Source organism: Streptomyces boetiae (genome assembly GCF_031845405.1).
GTDB classification, from domain to species: domain Bacteria; phylum Actinomycetota; class Actinomycetes; order Streptomycetales; family Streptomycetaceae; genus Streptomyces; species Streptomyces boetiae.
Genome location: NZ_JAVREN010000002.1, coordinates 236999 through 248935, shown reverse-complemented (window position 1 = coordinate 248935; position 11937 = coordinate 236999). Strand labels below are relative to the sequence as shown.

9 protein-coding genes are annotated in these 11937 nt (G+C 76.8%); 7 read left to right on the top strand and 2 right to left on the bottom strand.

What is annotated here, in order from left to right; all coding sequences use genetic code 11:
* On the bottom strand, positions 1 to 1028 hold a 1028-nt coding region (locus RM780_RS02260), incomplete at its 3' end, for a serine/threonine-protein kinase (RefSeq protein ID WP_311628705.1).
* Positions 1029 to 1304: 276 nt separating this feature from the next.
* Between RM780_RS02260 and RM780_RS02255 the strand changes: the two genes are divergently transcribed.
* The 7 genes from RM780_RS02255 (at position 1305) to RM780_RS02225 (ending at position 10395) form a co-directional block, all read left to right on the top strand.
* Positions 1305 to 3671 (top strand): hypothetical protein, encoded by a 2367-nt coding sequence (locus RM780_RS02255; protein ID WP_311628691.1) that lies wholly within the window; start codon positions 1305 to 1307, stop codon positions 3669 to 3671.
* Between the two features lie 94 nt (positions 3672 to 3765).
* Entirely contained in the window at positions 3766 to 4614 is an 849-nt protein-coding gene (locus tag RM780_RS02250; protein WP_311628690.1) for an inositol monophosphatase family protein, read from the top strand.
* Between the two features lie 25 nt (positions 4615 to 4639).
* On the top strand, positions 4640 to 6058 hold the full coding sequence (locus tag RM780_RS02245) for a phytoene desaturase family protein (RefSeq protein ID WP_311628689.1): 1419 nt from the start codon (positions 4640 to 4642) through the stop codon (positions 6056 to 6058).
* A 59-nt stretch (positions 6059 to 6117) separates the two neighbouring features.
* Positions 6118 to 7293: a glycerate kinase gene (locus tag RM780_RS02240; RefSeq protein WP_311628688.1), complete on the top strand. Its 1176-nt coding sequence runs from the start codon at positions 6118 to 6120 to the stop codon at positions 7291 to 7293.
* Positions 7290 to 8498, top strand: a complete 1209-nt coding sequence (locus tag RM780_RS02235; RefSeq protein WP_311628687.1) for a low temperature requirement protein A — start codon at positions 7290 to 7292, stop codon at positions 8496 to 8498. Before RM780_RS02240 ends, RM780_RS02235 begins: the two co-directional genes overlap by 4 nt.
* A 110-nt stretch (positions 8499 to 8608) precedes the next feature.
* A complete protein-coding gene (locus RM780_RS02230) occupies positions 8609 to 9502 on the top strand; it encodes a haloalkane dehalogenase (RefSeq protein WP_311628686.1) in 894 nt (297 codons plus the stop codon).
* Complete coding sequence (locus RM780_RS02225) at positions 9499 to 10395, top strand: RNA polymerase sigma factor (protein ID WP_311628685.1); 897 nt, start codon at positions 9499 to 9501, stop codon at positions 10393 to 10395. Before RM780_RS02230 ends, RM780_RS02225 begins: the two co-directional genes overlap by 4 nt.
* A gap of 75 nt (positions 10396 to 10470) precedes the next feature.
* Here the strand turns inward: RM780_RS02225 and RM780_RS02220 are convergent, their stop codons facing one another.
* Positions 10471 to 11826, bottom strand: a complete 1356-nt coding sequence (locus tag RM780_RS02220) for a tol-pal system YbgF family protein (RefSeq protein WP_311628684.1) — start codon at positions 11824 to 11826, stop codon at positions 10471 to 10473.
* Positions 11827 to 11937: the final 111 nt, after the last annotated feature.

Sequence of the window (11937 nt, the reverse complement as noted above, 5' to 3'; positions counted from 1 at the left end):
GGCTGGTCCAGGGGCAGCAGGCGCGGGGCCGGAGGCGGGCGCGGGGGCGGGGCCGGGACGGGTGGGCCGAAGGCTCCCGGTGGGGGCGCGAGGATCTGGGCGGGGTTGGCGGCCTGCGGGGGGGGGCGGGTGGCCGGGTCCTCGTGGGCGAGCAGGGCAACCGCGTCCTGGCCCAGCCGGGCCAGGACCTCGGGCGGCAGCCAGGGCCCGGCCGCCTCGGGCGACTCCAGGCGGGCGAGCAGGTCCTCCAGGGACGGGCGGCGCGCGGGGTCCTTGGCCAGGCACGCCTCGACCGGCCCGAGCAGCGGAGCGGGAACGCCGGTCAGGTCGGGCGGGTCGTTGATCACCCGGTACATCAGCGCGTGTGCCTTCTGCTCGGGCGCGGTGAAGGGCATCCGCCCGGTGGCCGCGAACGCCAGCACCGTCCCCAGCGAGAACACGTCGCTGGCCCCGGCCAGCCGCTCGCCGCGCGCCTGCTCCGGGGACATGAACCCCGGCGAGCCGATGACGACGCCGGTCGTGGTCAGCCCGGCCGTGGCCTCGATCGCCCGGACGATCCCGAAGTCGATCACCCGCGGGCCCTCGATGGTGACCATGACGTTGCCCGGCTTGAGGTCGCGGTGGATCAGGCCGGCGGCGTGGATGTCGGCCAGGGCCCGGCACAGCCCCGCGCCCAGCGCCCGCACCGAGTGCTCCGGCAGGGGGCCGTACTGCTCGGCGACCACGGAGAAGAGGGTGGGCCCGGCGACGTAGGCCGTGGCCACCCAGGGCCGGGGGGCCTCGGCGTCCGCGGCCAGCACGGCGGCGGTCCACTCGCCTCCGACCTGCCGGGCCGCCGCGACCTCCTTGGCGAAACGGCGCCGGAAGTCGTGGCCGGCGGCCAGCTCGGCGCGGACCGTCTTCACCGCGACCATCCGGCCGCGCGCGGAGCGGGCCAGGTAGACCACGCCCATGCCGCCCTCGCCCAGCCGCCCGAGCAGCCGGTACTCGTCGATGCGGTCCGGGTCCTCCGGACACAGCGCCGTCACTGCCACCGGCTCCTCCTCGGGCCGCCCGCCGGGTCCCTCAGGCTAGCCGTGAACAGGCCGTTTCTCCGGGTGAGTTCGGTAACACCGGCAGCGGCACCCGGCCATCCGGCACGAAGCGGTGGCACGCCCTCCGGGCGGCGTGTACTGTCCGCCGCAGCGAATCCACGGGGTGCACAAGGTTATGCGGCGGGTCGCCGGCACGGTGGGAGCAGGTTGCAAACCGCCTGTAGCGGCCCGGAAACAGAGTCCGTAACACGGTTTGGATTCAGTACCACCATGGCCGAACTGCCGAAGGGCCCGCACGCTCAGCAGGAGCGGCGGACGCAGCACGAGATCCACCGGGAACGGCTGGCCGGATTCACGGCCGAACTCCGCACGGTGACCGACGCGTTGGACCCGGCGGCCGGGTGGTACGCCGCGTTCGCGCGGCGCGGCCGGGCCGAGCTGGACGCGTGGCTGAGCGGGCGGGAACTCCCGCCCTGGGACGCGGTCATCGACCTCCTTCAGGACCTGGCGGGGCTGCACGGCTCGGCGGCGGCGGAGCGCGCGGGCTGGCGCCTGCGCGCGAGTTACGAGGAGGCGGCCCGCGCCCAGGACGTTCTCCCGGGCGGGCGCGAGGAGTTGACGCGGCGTCTGACCGAGCTGGACCGGGCCGGGCACGAGCTGCGCCTGAGGCTCGGCGAGCTGGCGAACGCTCAGCAGGCGGCCGAGCGGGAGGGCCGTTTCGGGGAGGCCGAGCTGCTGGAGGCCCAGCGGCTGTGGGCCCAGGACGACGAGGAGCGCGTGCTCGCCCGCCGGGCGGAGCTGCGGGCCCGCCGCGCGCGGCTGCCGCGGCCCGAGCCCCGGCAGCCCGGCACGGAGCCCCGGCACCGGGCCGCGCGGGGCGCGGCGGGCGACCACGCCCGGCACGGCGTGCCGCGGGTGGCCGCGGCCGACGGGCGGGCGCCGGGTGGCCACCGCTTCCCGATGGCGCCCTCGCCCGGCGTCGGGCGTTCGGCGGCCGAGGAGACGCCCGCCGGGCACGAGTCCGCTCCACGGGACAGCGGTGCGGACGTTCCCGGCGGGGTCCGGGCCGCCGACGCGACCGGTGCGGCCTCCCGCACGGGCCGCGTGGGCGCCCCGCGCTCCGCCCCGGACGAGAGAATCGCGCGGAGCGCGGCCGGACGCTTCACGGCGGGCGCGGCCCGCGGACGCGCCACCGACCCGACGGCCGGCGAACTGCGCGCCGCCCGCGACCGCCTCCGGGCCGCCACGGCGGCCCTCCCGCCGGACGACGCGCTCGCCGCCACGAACGCCGAGGGCCCGCACGGCCCCTACGGCGGCACGGCCCCGGCGGACGCCCCCGGCGCCCCGGACACGGCGGGCCCGAGGACCCCGGCCGGGCCCTACGCCACCCCGAGCGCGGCCCGTTCCGCCGGAACCGGGAACGCAGCCGACGGCCTCGGCGGCCCGAACACGGCCGACCCGACGGGCCCGAGAGACGCGGCCACCTTCTACGGCGCCGCGCGCCGCCCGGGCAGCGCCGCCGGTGCGGCAGGCCCCGCGACCGCAGCCGACCCCTACGGCGCAACGCCCCACCGGGGCAACGCCCCCGGTGCGGGGGCGGCCTACGCCGCCGGTGCCGGAGACGCAGCCGTCGGCCCCGGCGCCGCGCACGCGCCCGGCTCCTCCGGCGGCCCTGGCGGTCTCTACGAGGCCGCGCGCCGCCAGGGCAATGCCGTCGGTGCCGGGAGCGCGCCAGGTGTGCCGGGGCCGGAGGCCCCGGCGGACCCCTATGGCCCCAGGACCGGAGGCAACGCCCTCGACGCGGTTCGCGCCGCCAAGCCCGGCCGTGGCTCGCAGAGCACGCCTCCCCCGGAGGGCGGGAGCGGCGAGGCGGCCCCCGCCGCTCCCGGCGCGGCAAGCGCGGACGCGGCGAGGAGGCTCCCCGCCAAGGCGAAGGCGCGGCGGCGCGGCGGGGCGCGGTTCGCGGGGCTGGAGGAGGCGGCGGCGCCCGCCGCCGCCGCGCCGTCCGTGGCGGACGGGGCGAGCGCCGTCTCGCCGCCGCCGCGCGGCTCCCGGTTCGCCGGGGCCGTGCGCCAGGAGGAGCCGGTGGAGCCGCGCATCCACGTCTCCGAGGCGGACCGGCGGGCCGCCGCCGCCACGGCGGGCGAGCTGCGCCTGCTGCGCGAGGCCGGCAGTGACGGCGCCGCCCACGCCCTGCTCAGCCAGGCCGCCGGCGGGCCCCCTGCCCAACTCCCCCTGTTGATCGCCGAATTGGAGGCGGCCGGGCTCGGCACGGACGCCGGGACCCTGCTGTGGGAGGCGTCCTCGCTGCCGCCCCATCGGCTCGCCGAGGCCGCCGAGGCGCTGGCCGAGGCCGGGCGGGAGCAGGACTGCGTGCGGCTGCTGCGCCAGGGCGCGGCGCGCCCGGCGGCCGAGGCCGCCTCCGTCGCGGCCGAGCTGTGCTCCGCGGGCCACGCCGACGAGGCGGTCACCCTGCTGGCCGCGCTGGTGCGGGCGAAGACCGCGGCCGAGTGCGCGCGGGCCGCCGCGGGCGCGCCCGAGGTCGTGGTGCCGCTGCTGCTGGACGCCGCCAGCCGGGTCTCCCCGAGCCACCACTGGGCCGTCACCAGCGAGCTGCGCCGCGCCGGCGTCGCCTGAGGCCCAGCCGGCACGGCACCGCACGGGAGGGAAGGGCCCGGAGCACCCGTGCCCCGGCCGGGGCACCCGGCCGGCGGCGTGTTTCGATGGGGGGATGATCGACGAACAGCTGGCCGCTCGCGTCGAGGCCGCCGTCCGGGCCGTGGTGGCCGCGGAGGTCGTGCCGCGCTGGCGGCGCCTGGCGCGGCACGAGGTCTCGGCGAAGTCCGGCCCGCACGACCTGGTGACCGTCGCGGACCGGGCCGCGGAGGAGCGGCTGGCCGAGGAGCTGCCCGCGCTGCTGCCCGGCTCGGTGGTCGTCGGCGAGGAGGCCGTGCACGCCGACCCCTCCCGCTACGACGCGCTGGCCGGGGACGCGCCCGTGTGGATCGTGGACCCGGTGGACGGCACCCGGCAGTTCGTGCGCGGGGAGACCGGCTTCTGCACGCTGGTGGCGCTCGCGCACCGCGGGGAGCTGCTGGCCTCCTGGACCTACGCCCCGGCGCGCGGCGGCCCCGGGGGCACCGTGGCGCACGCCCGGCGCGGCGCGGGCGCGTGGGTGAACGGCGTTCCGCTGAAGGCCGGTTCCCCCGAGCCGGGCGCGGTGACCGAGGTGGCCTGTTCGCACCCCGACTACACCACGCCGGAGCAGAAGCGGGCCCTGTCCGGGCTGTGGAGCGCCCCGGGCTTCGCGCCCCGGGCCTGCGGGGCGGCGGGCCTTGAGTACCTGGCCGTCGCGTCGGGCGAGCTGGGCGGTCTGGCGTTCAGCTGGGAGCACTCCTGGGATCATGCGGCGGGGCTGCTGCTGGTGGCCGAGGCGGGCGGGGCCCATCTGACGCTGACGGGCGAGTCGTTCCGGCTGGCGGGGGGCAACGCCCTTCCGTTCGCCGTGGGGCGGGATCCGGACACGGCGCGGCGTATCCTCGGGGTGCTGATCGCGGGCCGCCCGGGGGCGGCAGCCTGACCTCACCGTCGAGGGGAGCGGAATAGTGCCGTCGATGCGCGATGTCGTGGTGGTGGGTGCCGGGCCCAACGGCCTGACGGCGGCGGTGGAGTTGGCCCGCCGCGGGATGTCGGTGGAGCTCTTCGAGGCGCTGGGGACGGTCGGCGGCGGGGCGCGGACCGAGGAGCTGACGCTGCCCGGGTTCCGCCACGACCCCTGCTCGGCCGTGCACCCGATGGGCGTGGGCTCCCCCGCGTTCCGCGCCATGCCGCTGGAGCGGTACGGGCTGGAGTGGGTGCGGCCCGAGGTGCAGCTGGCGCACCCCTTCCCCGACGGGACCGCGGCCGTGCTGACCGGCTCGGTGGGCGAGTCCGCCGCCTCCCTGGGGCCGCGCGACGCGGGGACCTACCGGCGGCTGCTGGCGCCGTTCCTCGGCAAGTGGGACACGCTCTCGGCCGACTTCCTGAAGGTGCCCTGGGAGGGGCTGCCCCGGGACCCGGTGACGCTGGCCCGGTTCGGGCTGCTCGCGGCCCAGCCGGTGTCGTTGCTCAGCCGCAGGTTCCGCGACGACCGGGCGCGCGCGCTGTTCGCGGGGCTGTCCGCGCACGTCGTCGCACCCCTGACGCAGCCGCTGACGGGAGCGTTCGCGATGGTCTTCGCGCTGGCGGCGCACGAGGTGGGCTGGCCGGTGGCGCGCGGCGGCTCGCAGGCCGTGTCCGACGCGCTGGCCGGGTACCTGCGCGACCTGGGCGGAACGATCCACACGGGCGTGGAGGTCAAGCGGCTCGACGAGCTGCCCCCGGCCCGCGCCTACGTCTTCGACACCTCCCCGACCGCGCTGGCCCGGATCGCCGGCCTCGGCGGGGCGTACGGCCGTTACCGGTACGGGGCGGCGGCGTTCAAGGTGGACTACGCGCTCTCCGGCCCGGTGCCGTGGACGGCCCCCGAGGTGCGGCGGGCCGGGTCGGTGCACATCGGGCCCAGCAGCGGCGAGATCGGGGCCGCGCTGCGCGCGGTGACGCGGGAGGGCCGGGCGCCGGACGCGCCGTTCCTGGTCACCTCGCAGCCCACCGTGGCCGACCCGAGCCGGGCCCCGGAGGGAAAGCACGTCTACTGGGCCTACGGGCACGTGCCCAACGGCTGGTCCGGGGACCTGACCCAGGCGGTGGAGCGGCAGATCGAACGCTTCGCGCCGGGCTTCCGGGACCTGGTGCTGGCCCGCGCGGTGGCCGGCCCGCCGGAGCTGGCCCGGCGGAACGCGAACTACGTCGGCGGCGACTTCCTCGGCGGAGCCACCACCGGCCTCCAGACGGTGCTGCGCCCGGGGCCGACGCTGCACCCGTACGCGACGGCGCACCCCGCCGTCTTCCTGTGCTCGGCGGCGACCTGGCCGGGGCCCGGCGTGCACGGCATGTCGGGGCACCACGCGGCGAAGGCCGTCTGGCGCCGCCTGCGCCACGGCTGAACGCGCGCCGGGCACGCACGGCGGACGCGCGCGGCGGCCGACCGCTAGGGTCGGGAGCCATGCAGGGAGCCACGCAGGTGCTGATCGCCCCGGACAAGTTCAAGGGATCGCTCACCGCGGCCGAGGCCGCCCGGCACATCGCCGCCGGCGTGCGCCTGGCCCGGCCGGACGCCGCGATCGCCGAACTGCCCGTCGCCGACGGCGGGGAGGGCACGGTGGAGGCGGCCGTCGCGGGCGGCTTCACGGCCCGGGAGGCGGAGGTCACCGGGCCGCTCGGCGTGCCGGTGCGGGCGGCGTTCGCCCTGCGCGGCGACGTCGCGGTGGTGGAGATGGCCCAGGCGTCCGGACTGCGGCTGCTGCCGGCGTTCACCTACGCCCCGCTGACCGCGACCACACAAGGCACCGGCGAGCTGATCGCGGCGGCCCTGGACGCCGGGGCCCGCCGGGTGATCCTGGGCGTCGGCGGCTCGGCCACCACGGACGGCGGGGCCGGGATGCTCACCGCGCTGGGCGCCCGGCTGCTGGACGCGGACGGCGACCCGGTCGCCCCGGGCGGCGGGCCGCTGCGCGAGCTGGCCGGCGCGGACCTGGCCGGGCTCGATCCCCGGCTCGCGGAGACGGAGTTCGTACTCGCGGGCGACGTGGACAACCCCCTCACCGGCCCGGAGGGCGCGGCCGCCGTCTACGGGCCGCAGAAGGGCGCGGACCCCGTCGAGGTGGAGGCGCTGGACGCGGCGCTGGGCAACCTCGTCCGCGTCCTCGGCCCGCGCGCCGCGGAGACGGCCGCGCGGCCCGGCGCGGGCGCGGCCGGAGGGATGGGCTTCGCCGCGCTGCTGGCGTTCGGCGCCGCGTTCCGGCCCGGGATCGAGGTGCTGCTGGAGGTGCTGGGCTTCGCCGCCGCGCTGGAGCGGGCGGACCTGGTGATCACCGGGGAGGGCGCGCTGGACACGCAGACGCTGCGCGGCAAGGCCCCCGCCGGGGTGGCCGCCGCCGCCCGCGCGGCCGGAACGCCCGTGGTGGCCGTCTGCGGGCGGCTGGCCCTGGCCCCCGAGGAGCTGCGGGCCGCGGGCATCGCCGCGGCCTACCCCCTCACCGGCCTGGAGCCGGACCCGCGCGTGTGCGTGGAGCGGGCGGGGCCGTTGCTGGAGCGCCTCGCCGCGCGCGTCGCGCGGGAGCACGTGCCGCCCACGGCGGACGGCGAGGACCGGGCGAACGAGACGGAGTGGAGAGCATGAGCGAAAGGCCCCGCCCGGCAGGGCCCTGGCACCGGACGATGACGGGCCGCGACCCGGCGGAGACGCACCGGGCGGCGACCCCGCTGGAGCTGCTGTTCGACCTGTGCTTCGTGGTGGCAGTGGCCCAGGCCGCCGCCGCGCTGCACCACAAGCTGGCCGAGGGCGAGGTGGGCCCCGGCCTGCTCGGCTACGCGATGACGTTCTTCGCCATCTGGTGGGCCTGGATGAACTTCACCTGGTTCGCGTCCTCCTACGACACCGACGACGTGCCCTACCGGCTGCTGACCCTGCTCCAGATGGCCGGGGTGCTGGTGCTGGCCGCCGGGGTCGAGGACGCGCTGGAGCACTACGACTTCGCGGTGGGCACCTTCGGGTACGTGCTGATGCGGCTGGCCATGGTCGCCCAGTGGCTGCGCGCCGCGCGCGAGGACCCCCTGCACCGGGCGAGCACACTGCGGTACGCCGTCGGGGTGTCCCTGGTCCAGGCCGGGTGGGTGCTCCGGCTGGCCCTGCCGCACCCGCTGGACTACATCGGCTTCGCCGTGCTGGTGGTGGCCGAGCTGTCCGTGCCCGCGTGGGCGGAGTCGCGGGGGCGGGTCACCCCCTGGCACCCGCAGCACATCGCCGAACGCTACGGGCTGTTCACCATCATCGTCCTCGGCGAGGTGATCCTGGCCTCGCTGAACGGGGTGCGGTCCGCGCTGACCGAGCGCGGGGCCTCCGGGGGCCTGCTGCTGCTGGTCGTCGGAGGGCTGCTGCTGGTGTTCGGGCTGTGGTGGTGCTACTTCAGCGGCCCCGGCACCCGGCTGCCCACGCTGCGCCGCTCCCTGGTGTGGGGCTACGGGCACTACCTCGTCTTCGCGGCGATGGCCGCCGTGGGCGCGGGACTCGAGGTGGCCGTGGAGACCGACGGGCACCACACGCACATCTCCGGGACGGCGGCGGCCTGGGCCGTGGCCGTGCCGGTGGCCGTCGTCCTGGCTGCCCTGGCCGGGCTGCACCGGGTCGGCGGCACCGGCGCGGCCCGGCACCCGGCAGTGGTGGCCGCCGGGGTGGCCGCGGTGCTGGCCTGCGCGGCGGCGGCCGGGCCCCTGACGCTGGCGGGCGCGGTCGCCGGGATGGGCCTGGCCGTCGCGGGCACGCTGGCCGTCAGCCTGGCCCTGGCCCACCACGGCCGGTCGCCCGCCCCGGCACGCCCGGCCTGAAAGCCCTCGAAGAATCCCGGAGAGAATCGCGGCCCCGCTGTCACAGCGGGGCCCGCGCCCGTGTCCAACCTTCCGCACGCGGCACACGACCCACGGCGGAAGGGCGCCCCATGACCAGCACGCAGACCATCCCGGTCCACGACTCCTTCGTGGCCTACACCGAGACCGGCACCGGCGCGCCGGTGGTGTTCCTGCACGGCAACCCCACCTCCTCCTACCTGTGGCGCAACGTCCTCCCCCACGTCAGCGACCGCGCCCGGTGCCTGGCTCCCGACCTGATCGGCATGGGGAACTCCGGCAAGCCGGACCTCGGCTACCGGTTCGAGGACCACGCCCGGTACCTGGAGGGCTGGTTCGACGCGCTGGGCCTCAACGGCGTGGTGATCGTCGGCCACGACTGGGGCGGGGCGCTCGGCATGGACCTCGCCGCCCGGCACCCCGGCCGGGTGCGAGCCCTGGCGCTGACCGAGACGTTCCTGCGGCCGTTGCGCTGGGAGGAGTTCCCGCCCGAGGGCGAGCGGATCTTCCGCGCGATCCGCTCGGAGGAGGGGGAGCGGATCGTGCTGGAGGAGAACGGCTTCATCGAGTTCAACCTGCCGCGCCAGGTCACCGGCGGCCTCGACCCGGCCGACCACGCCGTCTACCGCGCGCCCTACCCCGGCCCGGCCGAGCGGAAGCCGCTGCTGGTGTGGCCCCGGGAGATCCCCATCGACGGGCAGCCCGCGGACGTGCACGAGCGGATGCTGGCGTACGGCCGGTGGATGGCGCAGACTCCCGAGGTGCCCAAGCTGCTGCTGACGGTGGAGCGGGGCGTGGGCATGGGATCGGCCGAGACGGCGGCCTGGGCCGCGGAGACCTTCGCCTCCCTGGAGGTGGAGTCCCTGGGCCCGGGCCTGCACCACTCCCCCGAGGACCAGCCCAAGGCGATGGGAACGGCCCTGGCGGGCTGGCTCGAACGGCACGCCCTTGTCGGGCCGGCGGCGGGGCACGAGGGAGCACGGTGAGGGGCACCACGGTGACGGACCAGGACCGCCCGGCGGGCGACGGCGAGGTCGCGGGCGTTGTCCCGGCCGAGGAAGTGGCGCTCGTGGCGCGGGCCGTGGCCGGCGAGGGGGGCGCGCTGGAGGAGGTGGTGCGGCGGCTGCGCGATCCGCTGTACCGGCTGGCGTTGCGCATGGTGTGGCGGCCGGCGGACGCCGAGGACGCCGCGCAGGAGATCCTCATCCGGGTCATCACCCGCCTGGCGACCTGGCGCGCCGAGGCCCGGCTGCTGACCTGGGCCTACCGGGTGGGCGTCAACTACCTGCTGAACCTGCGGCGCAAGTCCCCCCAGGAGGAGCGGGAGCTGAGCCTGGACGAGTTCCGCGACGGCCTGGCCGACGGGCTGGCCGCCACAAACTTCGCGGGCCCGGAGGCCGAGCTGCTGGCCACGGAGGTGCGGCTGAGCTGCACCCAGGCGGTGCTCCAGTGCCTGGACCGCGAGGAGCGGGTGGCGTTCGTCCTCGGCGACATCTTCGGCCTGTCCTCGGCGGAGGCCGCCTGGGTGCTGGGCACCGGCCCGGCCGCCTACCGCAAGCGGCTGGAGCGGGTGCGGCGCCGGCTGCGGGCGTACCTCGACGCGACCTGCGGCCTCGCGAACCCCGGCGCGTTCTGCCGCTGCGAGCGCCGCGTGGAGGCCGCCGTCGCCTCGGGGCGGGTGAACGCCCGGCGTCCCGTGCTCGCGGGCCACCCCGTGGCGCCGGGCGGGCGCGGGGTCGCGGAGGCCGCCGCACAGCTTCGGCGGCTGCGCGACGCCGCCGCCGTCCTCAGCGCCCACCCCGACTACGCGGCGCCGCGCGCCCGGACGGACGCGGTGGCCACGCTCCTGCGCTCCGGCCGTTTCCCCCTGCTGGACTGAGCGGCCCCGGAGGGCGGAACGCCGTCCGAGCCGCCTGCGCGTCCTGCGGCCGGACACCGCCACCGCGTTCCCGGATCAGACGGCCGTCGACCTGGCCGCCACGATGGTGCGGGCCCGCTCGAACACGGCGCGCGCCGCGTGGTTGGACAGGTGGGGACGCAGGCTCGCCCGCATGGCATTCACCCGCTCGTCGGCCCGGCCCGAGCTGACGTGGGGGTAGTCGTCGAGAACCTGGGTCCAGGTAGCGCAGGCGGCTTCCCGATGCCCTAGCTCCCACTGCCTTTGGCCCAGCAAGGTGCCGAAGAGAACTGCGGTTCGTCGCCGGTCGCTCGGGTCGCGCAGACGGAAGTGCAACTGGAGGGCTTCGACGCTTCCGCGCACGTCCCCCAAGTGGTAGCGCACCTGGGCCGTGGCGTAGGCCAGCGTCGCGGGGGAGAAGCCGCCGAACCTGGGAGCTTGGCTCTCCGCCTTGTCGATGGCCACCTCGGTCTCCCTGATCGCTCCGAGAGCAGCGGTACGGTCCCCGGCGAGGGCGAAAGCGTGGGCCTGCTGACCGACCATGAAGGCCCGCATTCTCGGTGCCGCGCTCGGAGCGGCATCGGCGGCGGCGTTGGCCAGCCGGACGGCCGAGGACCCGTGTCCCAGGTCTGCGGCCTGGACCGACATGCCACGCAGGACATGGCAGTACGTCATGTAGTCCTCGGCCGCCCCGGCCAGCTCCAACGCCTTGACGTAGTACTGCTGGGCAAGCCCATGGAGAGCCTCGTCCACGGCCATCCAGCCCGTGATGTAGCAGAAGAACGCGGCGGCGGAAAGCATCTCCCTGCGAACGTCACTGGGCGCATCGGCCCGCAGGTAGGGCCCGAGCGTGTTCACCAGAAAGCTCGCGGCAAGGGGCCGGGCATGGCGGCCCCCGAAGTCGTCGTCGAAATCGGCCAGTCGGGAGGTCATCTCCTTGACCACGTCCACGTCCGCCATGCCGATGCGCTGGGCCCGGCCGGACTGGACGGCAGCCATGCGTCCCACCACGTCCGGCCAGGCGGGGATGGTGAGCCCTACGGAGTACAGGCCGGCGCGCATCACGCTGCGGCGGGAGGGGTCCATGTCGAGCCTCCCCAGGTCCATCAACTCCTCTAGGGTACTTGTGCCCGCACAGGTGCCCGGTTTATCTGCCGGCGCGGGAATCCCGATCTCGGCATAGGTCACAGGCCGTCGCACCCTCCGCGACAGCGCCTCGCGGATGAACGGCCGGGCGGCGGGACGGGGCACGGTGCCGCTGATCCAGTGGCTGACCGCTGTCTGGTCATAGCGGAGCGACGACGCGCCCGCCTCGTTGGCCACCCGGTTCACGGCAGCGGCCATCTGAGTCAGGCTCCAGCCCCCTTCCTCGATGAGCAGCGCCAGCTTCGTGTTGCGTTCGCGTCGGGACATGGCTGACTCCCCTGCAAGTCGCCGGATTTTCAACGGCTTCAATGCGCCGCCGCCCCTTCACGCTACCCCGCCACCGCTCCGCTGGGTTGTGATGGATGTGCACCCGGTAAC